Genomic DNA, 18,419 nt, shown 5'->3' with positions numbered 1-18,419 from the left:
CGCCGAAACCCCGTCACATACCCCATATCGCTCAACACCTCTCGCTAAGGTGTTGCAGCGATCACTTGAGGCTAAGCGAGTGCGCCACGCCCTCAGCGCAGAATCAACGTGCCCGTGGCTGGAACCAGGCAAATTTTCGACATCGGGGTCGTCAGTTAACGCTGTGGTGACTCCCCTTGACGACTAGGTTTGTAGTCATGGACAGCGACCGGCGGACCCGCAATCGCCCGGCAGACCATCCGTGAGTCGGGTGAGCCCAGTGAATGAACAATTCGGCGAGCTGCAGGCAGCTCACGACCAAATGGAACAACTGGTGCGGGTCATCGTCGCAATCGGTTCCGATCTCGACCTCAATGTGACGTTGCAGCGAATCGTCAGTGGGGCGATCGAACTGACCGGTGCCCGATACGGCGCGCTAGGCATACTCGCCTCCGACGGCACCCTGGTCTCTTTCATCCACACGGGAATCGACGAGGGCACTGCGCGGCGGCTCGGGGGTGTCGAGGTAGGTGAGGGTCTGCGCCTCGATGATTTGAGTCAACATCCGCAGGGCACCGAACTGCGCGCAGATGGCGCACCGATGCGCGCATTCCTCGGAATACCGATCAAGGTGCGGGCAGCGGCCTTCGGCAACCTTTACCTCGCCGACGATCGGCCCGACCGCGTGTTTTCGGACGCGCAGGAGGGGGCCGTCCGGGCAATGGCGACTGCCGCGGCGGCCGCCATCGACAACGCGCGACTTTTCGAACGAGAACGTGAATCGGCGAGATGGATGAGGGCCAGTCGCGAAATCACGACCGCGCTGCTGTCCGGTGATCCACAGACGGGGCCGTTGCAACTCATCGTCAACCGTGCCCTCGAGCTGGCCGGTGCCGAGCAGGCCATCTTGCTCGTTCCGAAAGAGCCTGATGTGCCCGCCGACGAGGTCGACACCCTTGTCGTGGCCGCCACCGCCGGTCGTTACGCCTCGGAGGTGATTGGTCGCCAAGTCCCGATGGACGGCTCCACCACAGGCGGCGTTGCGCGTCGCGGATTGCCGCTGATCACTGAGTCCTTCCAATATCCGATCGAAGGATTCACCGATGTCGGTGAGCGCTCAGCGATCGTCATGCCGCTTATTGCAGACGATGCGGTACTCGGTGTCATCGCGGTCGCCCGCGATCCGCATCAGCCGCGATTCGGCGACGATTACCTCGACCTGGTCAGCGACTTTGCCCGACACGCTGCAATTGCGTTGGCGCTGGCGGCAGGTCGCGAACATGCGCTCAATCAGGAACTCGCCGAAGCAGACACCGTCAATGACGCCGTGTACGCCGCTGCCGAGGAACTGCGGCGACTATGGCGGGCACGACGGGTCCTGGCCGTTACCTTTCCGACGCAGAGCTCAACCGCGGAAAAAGCTTCTGGTGCAATGGACTTGGTATCGGTCGGGGAGGACACGCAGTGGGTGGATCTGCCGCCAGATACACGACAGATGCTCAGTTCAATGCGGGACGGCGACCTGCTCACCCCTAATACAACAAATCCCGGGACAGCGGCTATCGCGCTGCAGCATCCAGACGGCGTGCTTGTCGTTCGGATCGATCTGGCGGAGCAACGGCCATTCACTCTCGAAGACCAGACTTTGTTAACCGTGCTGGCCGGCCGCCTGGGTCAGGGCCTGCAGCGGGTGCACCAAGTTGATCAGCAGCGCGAAACCGCGCTTGCGCTGCAGCACGCAATTCTTGGTCCTGCCGCTCTGCCACACGGATTCGCGGTGCGCTATCAGGCTGCCTCCCGGCCTCTACAAGTCGGCGGTGACTGGTACGACGTCTTCGATCTGGAGGACGGCCGCATCGCTTTGATTGTGGGCGACTGTGTCGGGCATGGCCTCGCCGCGGCGACCATAATGGGACAGGTGCGCAGCGCTTGCCGCGCGCTGCTGTTCGAGAACCCGAGTCCCGCAGCCGCTCTCGCGGGGCTTGATCGTTTCGCATCCCGGCTGCCCGGCGCCCAAAGCACCACCGCCGTCTGCGCGGTGCTCAACCCCGAAACCGGTGAATTGGTGTACTCCAGTGCCGGCCACCCGCCGCCCATTTTGGTTCACGCCGATGGGACCACCCGGATACTCGATGATGGCCACACCATCGCGTTGGGAATACGATCCCACCGGCCCCGGCCCGAAGCCCACGTGACTCTACCGGCGCACGCGACCCTTCTGCTCTACACCGATGGACTGGTGGAACGTCGCCGTCTTCCTCTAGACGACGGGATCTCCCGTGCTGCCGGCCTGCTCAAGGCAGGCCTCACCTCGGACCTGGAGGATTTGGCGAACCAGATCATGTCGCGCCTCGCCCCAAGCGGCGGCTATCAGGACGACGTTGCCCTTTTGTTGTACCGGCACCCAGCCCCGCTGGAGTTGAAGTTTCCCGCCCATGCCAGCAACCTCGCCCCAACCCGAAAAGCTCTGCGCAGCTGGTTGAGTCGAGCTCGGGTAGACCCGGACCAAACTGTGAACGTGCTGATCGCGGCCGGGGAAGCTGTTGCCAACGCCATCGAGCACGGGCATCGTTTTGATCCCGAGGGCACAATCAGCCTCGGCGCCATCGCGCTTGTCGATCACGTGCACGTGACTATCACTGATACCGGCTCGTGGAAGCCTCCACAACCGGCCGCCAACCCTCATCGCGGCCGGGGCATCACCCTCATGCGCGGGCTTATGCACGACGTCACCATAAAGCTTGACACCGCCGGAACCACAGTTCGTCTATCCGCGAGGATCTCATGATGTCCACGTCTCTTACTCTCGACACCGCGCGCGACGACGACGGGACATTCGTGTTGGTCGCCGCCGGTGAAATCGATCTGAGCAATATCGGCGCATTCGAGCAAGCTCTTGCTACCGCCATGGCTGAGGCCACTAGTAGTGGCGAAAAGATCACTGTCGACCTCAGCGCCGTGGAATACCTGGACAGCGCTGCCATCAACGCCTTGTACACCCGGGCCGATTACATAAGTCTCATCGCCCACCCCACCCTGATGCCGGTCCTCACGGTCAGCGGCCTGATTGAACTGGTCGCCATCAAAGCGTCGGGCCCGACCACAGCACACTGACGCATCGCCCAGCCCCAAAATTACGTTGGCTCTGCGTCTACGACGCGAAAGTTCGAGTGCGCCACGCCCGTAGCGCAGAATCAACGCGCCTCAAACTAGTCAAATCCGGCGAGGGTGATGCGCAGCGCCTCTTCCAACTGGACATGGAAAGGAACGCTCGGGACGCTCTCCGGGACCAGCCACCGGTCAAGCACGAATTTGACGGTGGCCATGCTGGTGTGGACCATCAGCGCGGGACGAATGTCGGCAGACGGGTCCACGCCCATGCGGCGCGCGACATACTCTACAAATCGGCGCTCGTCGTCTTGGCTCACCAGCGATGATTTGCTCAACAAATGGGGAGCGGTCGAAACCGCTTGGTGCCAGGTATCGACGTTGGGCTGGCTGGCTTCCTCGGCGTGGGTGACGAAAAGCTGAATCAGCGCTTCAACCGCCGATTCTTCCGCAGGCCGCGCACTGTACGTGGTGACGATTTCGCTGATGGCTTCTCGCACCGGATCGACAAGCAGGCCTTCTTTTGTGGGCGCGTGCCGGAAATACGTACTGATCGAGATTCCAGTGGCGGCGGCGATGTCCTCGGTCGTGACCGCAGCAAATCCGCGTTCGGCGAAAAGTTGGTGCGCGGTGTGCTGGATCTCGGAAAGCAACTCTGCGCGCCGTCGGTCCCGCAACGAACCGCTGTTTGCTGAGGACATGTCCTCGCCTTCATCAAGCTGACTTTTCGACGCACGCGCGCGGGCCGGTGACGCTCGCGATTGAGTGACTCTACACTATTGAAAGTGGCTATCAACTAGGCTAGCGTGTTACCGCGTACCGGATGAGCTGCGGAATCGCGGTGCCTGATGATACTATCTTAGTCAAGATAGTAATCCAGGCACCAGACTTCTTCTGCTCGGCACTAAGGACTTAGTGGTGGGGGAGCGCCGATGGATGCGGCTGCTGGTGCCTGATGACCGATGACATCAATTTGCTCGACCAACTTCAGGTCGTGCAATGATCGCGCAACAAGCCGGCGTCACCGCGATCCAGGACTGGTCGGTCGGATACGTCCGACGCCATCCCGTGGCCTCTTTGACGACGGTCGGTGAGCAGTTCGTCCTGGGTGTGCGCACCGTTCAGTACTTCTTCTTCGATCTGGTGACCGGCCGATTCCAATGGCAGGAGTTTGTCCGGCAAGGCGCGTTCATGGCCGGCACGGCCGTGCTGCCGACGATCCTGGTGTCATTGCCAATCAGCGTCACCTTGTCAATCCAGTTCGCGCTACTGGCCGGGCAAGTCGGTGCCACCTCATTGGCCGGCGCGGCAAGCGGACTCGCGGTCATTCGTCAGGGCGCGTCGCTGGTTGCCGCGGTTCTCATGGCGTCGGCCGTCGGGTCGGCGATCACCGCCGACCTGGGTTCGCGGACCATGCGCGAAGAAACCGACGCCATGGAGGTGATGGGCGTATCGGTGATCCGCCGCCTGGTGGTACCGCGCTTCGCGGCCGCGATCATGATCGGCGTTGCGCTCACCGGAGTCGTATGCTTCGTCGGATTTTTCGCTAGCTATATGTTCAACGTGTACTTCCAAAACGGTGCGCCGGGCAGTTTCGTCGCGACGTTCGCGTCGTTCGCAACGACCGACGACATGATCCTGGCGCTGCTCAAGGCGATCGTGTTCGGTGCCATCGTGGCGGTGGTGTCAGCGCAAAAAGGCTTGTCCACCAAGGGCGGACCAACTGGTGTCGCGAATTCGGTGAACGCGGCCGTCGTCGAAGCGATCCTGCTGCTGATGATCGTCAACGTCGCCATCAGCCAGCTCTACATCATGCTGGTGCCCAGGACGGGACTGTAGCAGTGGCTGCGTCCGCTTACCTGCCCCTGGCGCCGGTCACGACGCGGTTGCTTCGGCTCTATCGCAGAATTGCAAGGCCGATCACTCGGCTGGGCCACATGCTGGTCTTCTTCGTGCGAGCGCTGGTCGCCGTGCCGATCGCAATGCGTCAGTACCACCACGAGTTTCTCAGGCTGCTGTCGAACATCACCTGGGGCAACGGCTCGATCGTCGTGGGCGGCGGCACCGCGGGCGTGGCCGTGGTGTTGGGTATGACGGTCGGTGCGCTGGTCGGCATCGAGGGTTACAACTTCCTCGACCTGCTGGGCCTGGGACCCGCGACCGGATTCGTGTCGTCGTTGGTCAATACCCGCGAGCTCGCCCCACTGATGGCCTCCCTCGCTTTTGCGATGCAAGGCGGCTGCCGGTTCACCGCACAGCTGGGATCGATGCGCATCGCAGAAGAGATCGACGCCATGGAATCGATTGCGATTCGGCCGATTCCGTTCCTGGTGACCACCAGGTTGGTTGCTTCCGTGGTGGCGACGGTCCCGCTGTATGCGGCGTGTCTGGCCATCGGCTACCTGACGACTCAGGTGGTGGTCGGGGTCAGCAGCGGTGGCTCCACCGGGTCGTATCTGCACTACTTCACGTTGATGCTGGCGGGCAAGGACATCGTCTATTCCTTATTCAAGGCGGTCATTTTCGTGTGGATCGCCTCGACGATCCAGTGCTACTACGGCTATTACGCCAGCGGAGGTCCCGAGGGCGTGGGAGTGGCGGCGGGCCACGGCATGCGAGCCAGCATCACCGTCGTGATCATGGTGAACATGCTGCTGACGATGGCGTTGTGGGGCGTCGACGCCGGCGCAAGGTTCGGTGGTTGATACATGCCGAATTCCTATGACACGGACGGTCGCGGCCCCTCTGACCGGCAGTTGCTGGGCTACGGTGTGGCGGTTGCGCTGGTGGCGTCCCTGCTCACCGCGGGGCTGTTGGTCAAGTCGACGGGCCGGCTCAACGACTACGTGCGGGTGGTCGCCGATCTGGTCAACGTGGGTGATGGCCTGCCGCAGAAATCCGACGTCAAGTATCACGGTGTGCTCGTCGGCATGGTCAGCAGCGTCGTGCCTGCGACCAACGGAAAACCCAATTACGTCCATATCGATCTGAAACCCGAGTATGCCAAGTCGATTCCGGCTGCCGTCACCGCTCGAGTGGTGCCTTCCAACGTGTTCGCGGTGTCCTCAGTTCAACTGGTGGGTAACGGGCCCGGGACGACAATCAGTGCGGGCGCCCACATCCGGGAAGACAAACAGCTGCCGACGGTGCTGTTCCAGACCACCGTCAGCAAGCTGCGCGATCTGCTCGCCGCCGCCGGACGCGGCCGCGAAGACAGGTCGGTGGGTATTCTCGCCGCGCTCGCGGCGGCCACCGATCATCGCCGGGCAGCGCTGCTGACCAGCGGAGCACAGCTGAATCGCCTTATCGATCAACTCAATTCGATCGTCAGCACCGACGCCGGACCCTCTACGGTTTCCGCACTCGTCGATGCGACGCGTGGACTGCAGGCGACAGCGCCCGATCTTGTCGACGCACTACACCAGGCCGTGGTGCCGATGCAGACCTTCGCCGAGACACGCGGGCAATTGGCCGAGCTGCTCTCCGGCGCCGATTACACGGTTGGCACCACGCGCCAATCGTTCGCCAACCACATCGATCAGCTCATCAGAATCTCGACCGATCTCACGCCGGTGCTCGGAGTGCTGGCGATGAAGTCCAACAACTTCGTGCCGGCGGTCACCAAGCTCGACAACTTGGCCAACAAATTCATGGAGGAAGTGTGGATGCCGGAGAACGGCCTCGGCAACATGCGCGCGCGGATCTCGTTCACCCAGACGTATGCATACACCCGAGCTGACTGTCCTCGTTACGGTGAGTTGAAGGGGCCCAGCTGTTTCACCGCTCCGCTGATTCCCAACAAACCTGACCTACCGGAAGTGCTTCTGCCGCAGAACTATCAGCCGCCCAAGGATCTGGCGCCGCCACCGGGAACGGTCATCGGTCCCAACGGCAACCTGGTGGCTGTGGGTCCGCCCCTGATCAACGGGCCGCCCAACCTGCAAGACCCCAATCCTCCGCTGCCGCCTTTCCATACCCCGTCGCCGCCGGTGCCGCAGAGCGCCAACCCCGACGACCCGAACCCTGGGCCGCCCGGCCGGGGAGTGGCGCCCCCGCCGCCGCTACTAGGGCCTCCCGCAGCAGGATCGATCAGGACGTCGTCCTTCGGCGGCAACGTCGGGCCCGTCGGCAGCGAGTACGAGCGAAACATGTTGAGCGTGATCACCGGAAGGCCCGCCACGGCCGCAACCGAGTTGCTGCTGGGACCGGTAGCCCGTGGGACGACGGTGTCGCTGGTTCGTTCACCGCCGGCTGGGGGACCCAAATGAAATTTCGTGGTCCCCTCATCGGCCTGACTCTCTTCATGGTCGTCGCGTTGACCCTTACCTGGCTGGTCTATGTGAGCCTTCGGCGTGACGTTGCCGGTCAGACGGCTTCGTATTCAGCCGTATTCAGCGACGTGTATGGGCTTCGCGAGGGCGACGACGTCCGGATGGCCGGGGTGCGCGTCGGCCGGGTCGAAAAGATCGATCTGCAAGGCAAACTCGCGAAAGTTTCCTTCGTGGTGCAGCAGGAACAGCACCTGTTCGGCAACACCGTTGCCTCGGTGATCTATCAGAACATCGTCGGACAGCGCTATCTGGGACTGTCTTTGGGCAAGGAAGGCAGTCCCGGCCAACTCGCGCCGGGCAGCACCATCTCGCTGGAACGTACGGAACAGTCGTTCGACGTCACCGCGCTACTCAACGGCTACGAGCCCCTGTTCAGCCTGCTCAACCCGCGCGACGCAGACAATCTCACCAAGGGTGTCATCGAGTCGCTGCAGGGCGACACCTCTTCTCTTGCCACCCTGGTCAGCCAAACATCGACGCTCACAGAGACATTCGCCGGACGGGATCAGGCGCTCGGTGACGTCATCACGAATCTCAACCGGGTAGTCGTCAATCTTGCCGCCCAAAACGACAATCTTGACGGCGTCCTCACCCAGACACGTGACGTCGTTGCCGCCCTCGACCAACGGCGTCCGGAGCTGGTGGCCTCGGTGGGCGCCATGTCACGACTGATGACCCACCTGTCGGCTGCCGCCGCGGAAGACTACCCGGCGTTGCGCGAATTCATCAGCCGCAGGCCGGGTGTCACGCGGCACCTGCTCGACGTCGAACCTCAGGTGGCCTTTTTCGGCGACAACGTTCCGCTGCTGCTGAAAGGGCTTGCCCGCATTGCCAATCAAGGCGCCTACGGCAACGCTTATCTGTGCGACGTGAACATCTTCGGGTTCTTCCCCGGGCTCAATGACGTGACGCCGATCATCATCAATGCGGCAACTCCGGGGAACAAGGCGTGGCACACCCCGCGATGCAGGAACACGGGCGGTGGGTGACCCAGATGCCTGATTCAACCGTGCGGTCTCGCCTCGAGCGCCTGAGAAAGCGCCCGCTCGAGAGCTACAACGCGACTTGGCTCGGCTTCATCGCGGCCGCCGTAGTCGCGGTGGTGATCGGGTCCATGCTGGTTGTCCACATGGTCGGTGTCGGCTATCGGCATTACACCGCAGAGTTCCTGCAGGCGGCATCCCTGCGAGACGGGAATCCCATCACGATTGCTGGCATACCGGTGGGCACCGTCACCAGCATGAAGTTGGATGGCGACCACGTCGAGGCCGGTCTGAAGATTCGCGACGACATCGTCTTGGGCAAGGATTCCAAGGCCTCGATCAAGGTCACCACCATCCTGGGTTCGCGTTATCTCGCGATCGAGCCCAATGGCCCGGGTTCCCTGCCGCGCAACACATTCGAGCTGTCGCACACCGAGGTACCCTACGACCTGCAGGCCGCATTGAAGGATGCCACAACGACTTTCGAGCAGGTCGACTCCGACCGGTTCGCGCAATCGCTTGCCGTCCTAGGCAAGCAACTCGAGAAGCTGCCCGCAGTTGTTCCCCAGGCAATGGCGAACATCAACTCGTTGTCGTCGATCATTGCGCAACGCAGAGACCAGTTGGGCCAGCTGCTCAAAAGTACCGAACGGGTCACCAACACCTTGCGCCGCCAGCAATCCAACATCGGCAACGTGGTCAACCAGGCGCAGGACCTGCTAGCCCAGTTCGTCGCGCGTCGTGCCGTGTTCCACGCCATGATGCAATCGCTCACCAGCGTGGTGAACACGATGAACCAGCTCGTGGTCAACGACCGGTCAGGTATCGATGCGTTGCTCAAAGACATCCGCGAGTTCACCGACATGATGTCTCACCACGACGATCTACTGCGCAATCTGATGCAGATAACCCCGATCTTCCTACGCGAGGGGACCAACCTCACCGGCGACGCCAACGCGGTCAGCTTCAATGCCCCCAACGCCCTACTCATCGATTCGTGGATGTGCGCAATCAGCGGCCGCGCCCAGCAGTTCGGGATGATTCCGTACTTCAAGGACTGCAAATGAGAGGCCGGGTCCTAACGATCGTCGCCGTCGTGGCATTGGTGGTGGCAGCCATCAGTGCGGGATGGTGGTATCTGGGCAGGGGCTCGGAACCGATCACGGTGACGGCCCAATTCGACAGTGCCTCAGGCTTATACGAAAGCAACGCGGTCTCCGTCCTGGGCATGCCGGTCGGCAAGGTGACCAAAATCAACCCGCGCGGCGGCTATGTTGAGGTCACGTTCACCGTGGATCGCAAAGTCAAGGTTCCGGCGAACGCGCAAGCGGTCACCGTGTCGACGTCGATCCTCACCGACCGTCACATCGAGCTCACGCCGCCCTATCACGGCGGCCCGGTGTTGGAGAACCACGACACCATCGGCTTGATCCGCACCAAGACCCCCATCGAATTCAGCCGCGTGCTAGCCGTTCTCGACAAGGTGACCAAGTCGCTGGAAGGCGACGGGCACGGTGGCGGACCCATCGCCGACGTCATCAACGGTGGCACCGAGGTCGTCGACGGCAACGGCGGCAAAATCAAGGGGGCACTCGACGAGCTGTCCAAAGCGCTGCGGCTGAGCAGTGACGGCGGCGCGCAGACCCGTGAGCAGATCACCACGATCGTCAAGAACATCAGCTCGCTGTTCGAGGCCGCCGCCACCAACGATGCCAAGCTGCGTGAATTCGCCTCAACCATCCATCAGGTCAGCCAGATCTTGGCCGACGAGGACATCGGCAGCGGCAGCACCGGAAAGAAACTCGACCAACTCGTCCAGCGGGCCGGCGACCTCCTCGACGTCAATCGCGAGGCCATCCGGCAAGCCCTGCTCAAAGGCAACACCACGGTGAAGGCACTCGCCGACCAACGGCGCGAACTAGCCGAAACCCTTGACCTGGCCCCGCTGCTGGCCGACAACGCCTACAACATGATCGACCGCGAGAACGGCGCGGTGCGTGCGCACTTCCTGACCGACCGAATGATCTTCGACAGCCAACTGACCAAAGAGATCTGCAACCTGATGGGCCTTCGACAACTCGGCTGCAGCACGGGGACCATTCAGGACTTCGGGCCGGACTTCGGGTTGACGTATGTGCTGGACGGCCTGGCAGCGATGGGCCAGAAATGACAAGCGCGCGAGGGAAAGCAGCTGCCGCGATCATTGCCGCGGCGGTCCTCAGTTCCGGATGCGCCACGAATGGCCTTGCCAGCCTTCCACTTCCGGCTCCAGGACTCGGTTCGGGAGGGTACAAGCTGACGGCCGTTTTCGGCAACGCGCTCAACCTGCCGATGAACGCCAAGGTGAAACTCGCCGGTGCCGACGTCGGCCAGGTCGAGGCGATGATCGCGCGCAACTATACCGCGGTCACCACGCTGCGCATCCGGGACGGCGTCCTCCTGCCGAAGGGCAGCACCGCCGAGTTGCGTACCGCGACACCGCTTGGCGACGTGTTCGTGTCCGTACGCCCACCCGCTGAGGCCGGCTCCGACGCACCCATGCTCAAGGACGGCGACACCATCGGTTTGGACTCGACGGCGTCCGCCGCCACTGTCGAGTCGGTGCTGAGTTCGGCGGCCATCCTGGTGAACGGCGGCGCGGTGCGCAACTTCACCAATATCATCAACGGTTTCGGCAGGGCCACCGGCGACCAGGGCCAGGCCTTCGGTGATCTAGTCCGCAAGTCCAACCAGCTGCTCGGCACGCTGGACTCCCGATCCGGACAGATTTCGAACGCGTTGACCGAATTATCCCGGCTCAGTGCGCAACTCGACGCCAAGAACCAGAGCCTCACCGAGCTTATGGCCGCCGCCAATCCCGCTACCGACGCCCTGGCCGCCAACACAACCGAACTATCCAACTTGGTGATACAAGTCGGTGACACCAGCCGGCTCCTAGCCAGGTTCCCGTCACTGGGGGGAACCGATACCAGCGGCCGAAGCATAATTCGTGACCTGAACACCATCGCCGGCGCCGCAAACGATGTCGTGGTGAGTCCGGATACCAGTTGGCTGTCCGTGAACAGGCTCATTCCCGCGTTGGTCAAATCGACTGCGGGGAACTCGATTTCGGTGAATGTGGGTGTCGACCAGCTAATCCTCGGGTCGATACCCGACATCGGATTCCCTGGTGACAGAGGGCTGCACGGGCCCAATAGGTACACCTGGAACCAGTTCGTCGGCTCGCTGAAGTACACCCTGTGGCGTCTGCAAGAACGGGTCGTCGGGCGCGGGCCCAACTCGGTACAGGTGCCGGTGATGCCCGATCCGAACGTGCCAGGCGAGATCGTTGTCGCTCCACCGCCTGCAGGAGCTCCGCCGGCTGAGCCGCCCGGGCCGCACCTGCCGGGCCTCCTGACACCAGGACCGCCGCCATGATCGAGTCGACCGCCAGCGCCATTGTCCGCGCGGTGCGGGCAATCCACCGTCGCCAGGTCTGGCTGTCGGTGGCCGGACTCGTGCTCACCTTGGTTGTCGCGACCGCCTACTTGTTAATCGGCGCGCTGCGCGTGACACCGTTCGCGTCGTCGTATCGGGTCACCGTTCAGCTGGCGGAATCCGGTGGGCTGCTGCCTAATCAGGACGTCGCGCTGCGCGGTGTGCGGATCGGACGGGTCGAGTCGCTGCAGATCACCGACCGGGGCGTCAATGCGGTCGCCAGCATCACGTCCAAGGTGAGGATCCCCGCGAACGCCGTGGTGCACGTGTCCGCGCTGTCTCCGGCGGGGGAGCAGTACATCGACTTCGAAGCCACATCCGATGCTGGACCGTATCTGCACGACGGCAGCTTCATCGCGCTCGACCGCACCACCGTGCCGGTCAGCTTGGCGCAACTGCTCGGCGATGCCGACGGACTTCTGGCGCAGGTCGATCCCCACAAGATCGAGCTGATCAAGAAGGAACTCAGCCTGAGCAAGGAGGGACCGGCCAAGCTGGCCGCGATCGTCGACGGTGGCACGATGCTGCTTTCGACACTGGATTCGGTGCTGCCCCAAACCACCAGCATCATCAAGACCAGCCGGGTCGTGCTGACCCTGGCAGCCGATAAGAACGCCGGTTTGGCTGCGGCGACCGTCGGCCTCAATCGAACCCTTGCGGGCGTGGCCAGCATGCAGGCCGGCTATCGGCGCCTGACCGAACGGACACCGCACACGCTTAACTCCGTCGACAGCCTGTTCAACGACAACTCCGAGACCATGGTGCAGTTGCTGGGCAGTCTGGCCACCACGTCGCAACTTCTCTACTTGCGCGTACCGGCGCTCAACGCGCTGTTTCCCAACTACCGCGGGTCGGTACTGGATGCCGTGGCGAGCGCTTTTCACGACCACGGCGTGTGGGCGACGGCCGAACTCTACCCCCGGTACGCATGCGACTACGGAACCCCGACGCATCCCCCTTCGTCCGCCGACTACTACGAGCCATTCATGTACACCTACTGCCGCGACGACGACCCAGGGGTCGGGATCCGCGGAGCCAAGAACGCGCCGCGTCCGGGTGGCGATGACACCGCCGGCCCGCCCCCCGGAGCAGACCTGGGAAGGAGAACCGACCCAACACCCAAGGGCCGCTTCACCATTCCCACGCCCTACGGTGGCCCGGTCCTGCCGATCGAACCGCCGCACTAAGCCCAACACATCTACGCCAAGGAGATGAGGATGACCGCCACGACCGAGAAGTCCGCCGAAGCCGAAGCCGAAGTCGAGGCTGAAAAGACCGAAGCCGCAAGCGAAGACGTGGAACCCGAAGAACTCGAGGCCGCAGACAGTGATGTCGACCATGTCGACGCCGAAGACGAGGATGACGACGGGCCGGTGCTGGGCAAGCGGGCCAAAAACGATACGGAGAAAGCCAAGCGCGGCAAACGGCCGTGGCGGAAGTATCTGCGTCGCAGTGTGCTGCCTTTGTTATTGGTTGCCTCCCTTGCGGTTTCCGGATTTCTCGGCTGGAAGCAGTGGCAAGAGCATCAGGTCAAGGTGGCCGGCCAGCAGGCGCAGCAAGCGGCGATCAAGTACGCGCAAGTGTTGACCAGCATTGACTCCAACAACGTCGACGAGAACTTTCGGCAGGTGCTCGACGGCGCGACCGGCGAGTTCAAAGACATGTACACCCATTCCAGCGTCCAGCTTCGGCAACTGCTGATCGACAACAAGGCCACGGCACACGGGGTCGTGGTGGATTCGGCGATTGCCTCCGCGTCCACCGACAAAGTCGTCGTACTGGTCTTCATCGACCAGACCGTGACCAACATGGCGGTGCCCGATCCGCGTATCGACCGCAGCAGGATCAAGATGACGATGGACAAGGTCGACGGCCGCTGGCGGGCAAGTAAAGTCCAACTGCTTTAAGCCATTCGGAGCTAACAATGTTCAGAAGATTCGTCGCCACCTCGATATTGGTGGCAGCGACCGGAATATCGGGAGTACTCCACCCGGGCACGGCCCATGCTTCGTCCGAGTCATTCTGCGGCGAGCTCGGCGGCGGCTGGGACGGCCAGTACTGCCACACCACGGTGACCTCCGAACGCAATGCCGTCCGTGACATCAAAGTCGCCGTCCCCGCCGACCTCGTCGACAACCCAACCACGGGCCCAACGGTCCGCGACTACCTGCGCACCCTGGTCGGCAACTGGCGAAACGCCAACGCGCACATGGCCGCAGACAGCTACGGCGAGGAGAATTACGAGGTTTTCCGGCACGGCAATTTGCTCAGCGCGGTCTTCCACGAGGACTATCACGCCGACGGGCCCAAGCCCAACAACGCGTACCGCACCTTCACCTTCGACATGGCTAGCGGCAGGCGAGTGCAGCTGGCAGATCTGACGAACGGCAACCCTCTCACCGCTATCCCGCCGTTGGCTCAGCCGTTCGTCGAAACCGCGCTCAATCAGGCTCCGCCACAGCATGATCCGGGTACCTACCCGTTCGTCGTCGATCGGTGGACTCCCGACAAGGTCTTTTCCGGCGCTTACAAGGCGTGGGCGATCACACCTGACGAACTAATCCTCTACATGCCCGACTATCCGGTGGCCCACGACGAGCCGATCAACTTCACACCCGGAGCGTTGCAGTGGTCAATGGACGGTGGCGCTGTCCAAGCGCATATCCCGTTGTCGGCGCTGGCTCCCGTTCTGCGTGCGGGGGCAGCCTAGGGCTAGTCCCCCTGGGGGCGGTCGCCCTGGGGGCGCCGCGCAGTTTTGGCTTCCGCCTCACGCCTTAACCGGACTGCCTTCGCGCGCGCTTCGGCGGCGAGCGCCTGGGCTTCGGCGGCTTCGGCGCCCGCCCACACCTCGGCGGCCCGCGCTTCGGCTTCGGCCGCTTCGGCCTCCGCCCTCGCTTGGGCCGCCACGGCTTCGGCTTCGGCGGCTTCGGTCCGTGCGCGCGCCCGGGCCTTCGCCTCAGCGGCCCGAGCTTGGGCTTCGGCGGCTTCTGCTTGCGCTTGTGCCTCGGCGGCCCGAGCTTGGGCTTCGGCCGCTTCTGCCTGCTTTCGCGCCCTGGCGGCCTGGGCCAGAGCTTCGGCGGCTTCTGCTTGCGCGCGCGCCTCGGCGGCCAGGGCCTCGGCTTCGGCGGCTTCGGCTTCTGCCCTCGCCTGGGCGGCCAGCGCTTCGGTTTCGGCGGCTTCGGCCCGCGCCTGGCCGCGTGCCCGGGCTTCGGCGGCAAGGGCCTGTGCTTCCGCGGCTTCGGCTTGCGCTCGTGCCTCCGCCGCCAGTGCCTCGGGTTCGGCGGCGAGTGCTTCTGCTGCGGCGGCTTCTGCTTGCGCGCGTGCCTCGGCCGCCAGCGCTTCGGCTTCGGCGGCCAACGCTTCGGCTTCGGCGGCCAAGGCCTGGGCTTCGGCGGCCTCCGCCCGCGCGCGTGCCTCGGCGGCCAGCGCTTCGGCTTGGGCTGCCTGAGCTTTGGCTTCGGCGGCTTCTGCCCGCGCCCGTGCCTCGGCTTCCAGCTCCGACGGCGGTTGCTTCAACTTGACCTGCGTCGGCGCTGGGGCCGGACGCGGTTGGGGGTTTCGCTTCGGTGGGCGGGCGGCGACCAGCGCCCGTTCCTTAGCCTCTCTTCGCTGGTAGCCATAGAAATCAACGACGACCAACGCAAAACCGGCCAGCACCAGCAGCGGTACGAAGAGTGCCGGATTCGTGGCGACCCCGGCCAGGCCGAGGACCGTCAACGGCACTGCGAACGCGATGGCGACCCACGGGTGTCGATCGCCCAACCCGACGGCCCATGGCCGCCGATCCGGTCTGCTTATGACCATTCTCGAAGACCCCACGATCCCGTCTTTTGAGGAGACGTCGGGATCTAAGCGTACTGTGAGAACCGCCACTGTGGTGGTTGAAAAATCAGGTTTATCGGCAGTGTCACAGCAGACCCATTCGTAACGGACCTGGACCCCGTCGCTGAGCGAGTCAGGGTGCCTGCAGAGCCGGTCAGTTGCCCTCTGCGGCGTACAAGAGTGAGTGCGTGACGCAAGTGCCATCGAAGCGAATTTCGTGCAGGGGACGCCGCAGCGGTTCGACGGTGCCATCTGGGTTCACGAGGGCTCCGCCACCGGCGGGGATGCCAACACCGGTGGCCGCTCCTTCGAGCGAACGGACGGCGGCCGACAGCCTCGCCCACTCGGTTTTCTCGTCGTGCGTGTCGATCACCAGGGGGACCAGCTTGAACACGTCGAGCAGTCCGGTCGCCGGGGATTCGGGTGTCTCGACCACCGCGTAGCGTCCCAGCTGAACCGCGCCGGCTGACACGCCCACCAGAACCGCTCCTCCGGCGTACCGGTCAAGGATCACATCTTTCATGCCGGTTCTCTCGAATGTGTTCCAGCCGAGCCGCACGTCGCCGCCTGCGAGGACGATCAGGTCGGCGCGACCCAGGAAGGTCCGGTCATCGGGTCCGAAGGACGAATCGATCATGCGGCGCTCGGCGATTCCGACCGCGTCCACCGCGGCGTCGAAGATCTCGTAAAACTCCGGGAGATCGCCATTGGAGGCACCGATGTAGGCCGCGGTCAGTGGTGTGTTCCGACCCAATCCATCGAGGGCCGCCTCGAGCAGCAGCCGGTCCCGTCGTTTCCAGAACAGCAGCTGGCTGTCCGCCAGCAGGTACAGCGGTTGCAGTTGTGGTGCCGTCTGGGTCACCGCCTACCGTCAGACGGTCCGCCGGTTGCCAGACGGATCGCGGACGTCATGCATGTTCTGCGATCCACGCCTCGGCGAATTGCACCCCTGCAGGAATGCTCTTGGACAAACTTGCTCCGATGGCCTTTTCGAACTGGCCGCCCACCAACGGGATCTTCACTTCCACCTTGACGGCGTAGCGCAGTCGCGAACCGTTGCTCGTGGGACTCAACCACACTTCAGCTTTGCCTGACCCCACGGGCGCCGAGATGCTGGACTGCCCGTGTACCTGGCCGTCGCCGACAGGTCTCCACGTCTCGCAGTTCACAATTTTCAGATCCCCGGGAAGCAATTTCAAAACTGGCTTGGGCAGTAGCTGCCGACCCACGTGCTGAGTGGAGCGCACCGACACCGTTCCGTCGTCGTCGACGGTCAGCGAATCCAGCGTGACCCGATTGTTGGCTTCACGCCCGCCTGCGATGCAGGCCAGCCAGTATTCTTCGCAGCCGAATGCCGCATGAAGTTGTTCAACGCTGGCGACCGATTCGGCCAAGATCTCGAACGAACGCGGCATAGCGACATTCTTACTGTCGGCATCACCGCGCTGCCACCGATTCGAACACTTCGGTCCGCATGACTTCTGGGGCGCGAGCGTCGCGACCAACTGGCGGTGCCCACGTGTTGTTAAACGTACTAAGTGTTAAACTGGCTAAATAAACCCTCAAGCTATTGGAGAACACGCGTGCCTCGCACTGACAACGACACCTGGGACCTGGCGACCAGCGTGGGCGCGACCGCGACCATGGTGGCCGCCGCTCGCGCGATCGCGACCAAGGCCAACCCTCCCGTGATCAACGACCAATTCGCCGAACCGCTGGTTCGTGCCGTGGGCGTTGACTTCTTCATGCGCTGGGTGGCCGGCGACTTACGTGCCGCCGATGTCGACGACGACGAGTCCAGCTGGAGACTCGAGCACATGCCCGCTGCGATGGCCGCCCGAACCCGCTTCTTCGACTCGTTCTTTCAGGATGCGACGCACGCAGGAATTCGCCAGGCCGTGATCCTGGCGTCCGGTCTGGATGCCCGCGCCTACCGGTTGGTGTGGCCGGACGATATGACGGTGTTCGAGATCGACCAGCCCCAGGTGATTGGGTTCAAGACCAGCACCCTCGAAGGTTTGGGTGCTGCCCCGAAGGCCGAATTACGCACAGTCGCAATCGATCTCCGCCAGGATTGGCCCTCAGCGCTTCGTGAGGCCGGTCTGGACACGAGCCGGCCGACGGCCTGGATCGCCGAGGGGTTGCTGGGCTACCTGCCGCCGGAAGCGCAGGACCGGCTGATGGACAACATCACCGCGCTCAGCGCCGCGGGCAGTCGGCTTGCGGTCGAAGCAATTCCGAACAGGCCGCAGCGGGACACCGAGCAAGCGCGCGAGATGATGCGCAGGTCCACCGCCAAGTGGCGCGAGCACGGATTCGAACTGGATTGGGAAGAGCTAGGTTTCGAGGGTGAGCGCAAGGACGTCGCTGAGTATCTGGACGGACTGGGTTGGCGGTCCGTCGGTACGCCGATGAGTCGGTTGTTGGCCGAGAATGGTCTTGAGGCCTTACCGCAGACGCACGACTCGGTGTCGATGGCTGACACTGTCTACTACACCTCGGTGCTTGGCAACTAACGCGCGTTGCGTTGGGTATGAGCGGAGGGCTTTGGGTGTGAATCCTGTGCTTTGCGCGTGAAGCTAGGGCGGGATCTGGCCGATTTTTCCGCCCAGGATTCACTGGCAAAGCCCAGGATTCACGCGCAATGCCTCGAGAGCGAATTTGCGGTGAGCGCCTGCCATGTTGGGTTCGCCCAAAATGCTGTCGGGCCAGGCAGCCC

The 18,419-nt window shown here is 63.3% G+C and carries 17 protein-coding genes; 13 read left to right on the top strand and 4 right to left on the bottom strand.

Annotated elements, in window-relative coordinates; genetic code table 11:
* The first annotated feature begins 301 nt into the window (after positions 1-301).
* Together A9W99_RS08480 and A9W99_RS08475 are read left to right on the top strand one after the other, a co-directional pair.
* The gene (locus tag A9W99_RS08480; protein ID WP_082929911.1) at positions 302-2,767 is read left to right on the top strand and encodes a SpoIIE family protein phosphatase; all 2,466 of its coding nucleotides are present in this window, start codon (positions 302-304) and stop codon (positions 2,765-2,767) included.
* Entirely contained in the window at positions 2,767-3,093 is a 327-nt protein-coding gene (locus tag A9W99_RS08475) for an STAS domain-containing protein (protein WP_067375749.1), read from the top strand. Before A9W99_RS08480 ends, A9W99_RS08475 begins: the two co-directional genes overlap by 1 nt.
* A gap of 95 nt (positions 3,094-3,188) precedes the next feature.
* Here the strand turns inward: A9W99_RS08475 and A9W99_RS08470 are convergent, their stop codons facing one another.
* A complete protein-coding gene (locus A9W99_RS08470) occupies positions 3,189-3,788 on the bottom strand; it encodes a TetR/AcrR family transcriptional regulator (protein WP_067375720.1) in 600 nt (199 codons plus the stop codon).
* A 298-nt stretch (positions 3,789-4,086) separates the two neighbouring features.
* On the opposite strand from A9W99_RS08470, the gene A9W99_RS08465 reads away from it, so the two are divergent.
* The 10 genes from A9W99_RS08465 to A9W99_RS08420 are packed head-to-tail and all read left to right on the top strand — an operon-like array spanning position 4,087 to position 14,588.
* Entirely contained in the window at positions 4,087-4,926 is an 840-nt protein-coding gene (locus tag A9W99_RS08465) for an ABC transporter permease (RefSeq protein ID WP_067375718.1), read from the top strand.
* Positions 4,927-4,928: 2 nt separating this feature from the next.
* Positions 4,929-5,792, top strand: coding sequence for an ABC transporter permease (locus A9W99_RS08460; RefSeq protein WP_067375716.1), 864 nt, complete (start codon positions 4,929-4,931; stop codon positions 5,790-5,792).
* A 3-nt stretch (positions 5,793-5,795) separates the two neighbouring features.
* Positions 5,796-7,355 carry an MlaD family protein gene (locus tag A9W99_RS08455; RefSeq protein WP_067375714.1) on the top strand — a complete coding sequence of 520 codons (1,560 nt, stop codon included), beginning with the start codon at positions 5,796-5,798 and terminating at the stop codon, positions 7,353-7,355.
* A complete protein-coding gene (locus A9W99_RS08450; RefSeq protein ID WP_067375712.1) occupies positions 7,352-8,407 on the top strand; it encodes an MCE family protein in 1,056 nt (351 codons plus the stop codon). The genes A9W99_RS08455 and A9W99_RS08450 overlap by 4 nt, the downstream gene beginning before the upstream one ends.
* A gap of 5 nt (positions 8,408-8,412) precedes the next feature.
* On the top strand, positions 8,413-9,468 hold the full coding sequence (locus A9W99_RS08445; protein ID WP_067375747.1) for an MCE family protein: 1,056 nt from the start codon (positions 8,413-8,415) through the stop codon (positions 9,466-9,468).
* Positions 9,465-10,571 carry an MCE family protein gene (locus tag A9W99_RS08440; RefSeq protein ID WP_067375710.1) on the top strand — a complete coding sequence of 369 codons (1,107 nt, stop codon included), beginning with the start codon at positions 9,465-9,467 and terminating at the stop codon, positions 10,569-10,571. Before A9W99_RS08445 ends, A9W99_RS08440 begins: the two co-directional genes overlap by 4 nt.
* Positions 10,568-11,818: an MlaD family protein gene (locus A9W99_RS08435; protein WP_067375708.1), complete on the top strand. Its 1,251-nt coding sequence runs from the start codon at positions 10,568-10,570 to the stop codon at positions 11,816-11,818. Before A9W99_RS08440 ends, A9W99_RS08435 begins: the two co-directional genes overlap by 4 nt.
* Positions 11,815-13,065, top strand: a complete 1,251-nt coding sequence (locus A9W99_RS08430; protein ID WP_067375706.1) for an MlaD family protein — start codon at positions 11,815-11,817, stop codon at positions 13,063-13,065. The genes A9W99_RS08435 and A9W99_RS08430 overlap by 4 nt, the downstream gene beginning before the upstream one ends.
* Before the next feature lie 24 nt (positions 13,066-13,089).
* Positions 13,090-13,785 carry a tetratricopeptide repeat protein gene (locus A9W99_RS08425; protein WP_067375704.1) on the top strand — a complete coding sequence of 232 codons (696 nt, stop codon included), beginning with the start codon at positions 13,090-13,092 and terminating at the stop codon, positions 13,783-13,785.
* A gap of 17 nt (positions 13,786-13,802) precedes the next feature.
* A complete protein-coding gene (locus tag A9W99_RS08420) occupies positions 13,803-14,588 on the top strand; it encodes a mannan-binding family protein (protein ID WP_067375703.1) in 786 nt (261 codons plus the stop codon).
* A 2-nt stretch (positions 14,589-14,590) separates the two neighbouring features.
* On the opposite strand, the gene A9W99_RS26950 is transcribed toward A9W99_RS08420, so the two are convergent.
* The 3 genes from A9W99_RS26950 to A9W99_RS08405 form a co-directional block, all read right to left on the bottom strand.
* Positions 14,591-15,682 (bottom strand): hypothetical protein, encoded by a 1,092-nt coding sequence (locus A9W99_RS26950; RefSeq protein ID WP_156623016.1) that lies wholly within the window; start codon positions 15,680-15,682, stop codon positions 14,591-14,593.
* Between the two features lie 172 nt (positions 15,683-15,854).
* Complete coding sequence (locus A9W99_RS08410; RefSeq protein ID WP_067375700.1) at positions 15,855-16,562, bottom strand: Type 1 glutamine amidotransferase-like domain-containing protein; 708 nt, start codon at positions 16,560-16,562, stop codon at positions 15,855-15,857.
* A 46-nt stretch (positions 16,563-16,608) separates the two neighbouring features.
* Positions 16,609-17,115, bottom strand: coding sequence for a DUF2505 domain-containing protein (locus tag A9W99_RS08405; RefSeq protein ID WP_067375698.1), 507 nt, complete (start codon positions 17,113-17,115; stop codon positions 16,609-16,611).
* 168 nt (positions 17,116-17,283) lie between these two features.
* Here A9W99_RS08405 and A9W99_RS08400 point away from each other — a divergent pair, with 168 nt between their 5' ends.
* Positions 17,284-18,216, top strand: coding sequence for a class I SAM-dependent methyltransferase (locus A9W99_RS08400; protein WP_067375696.1), 933 nt, complete (start codon positions 17,284-17,286; stop codon positions 18,214-18,216).
* The last annotated feature ends 203 nt before the right edge of the window (positions 18,217-18,419 follow it).

Source organism: Mycobacterium sp. 1164966.3 (genome assembly GCF_001665395.1).
GTDB lineage: Bacteria > Actinomycetota > Actinomycetes > Mycobacteriales > Mycobacteriaceae > Mycobacterium.
This window is presented reverse-complemented; position numbering and strand designations above follow the sequence as displayed.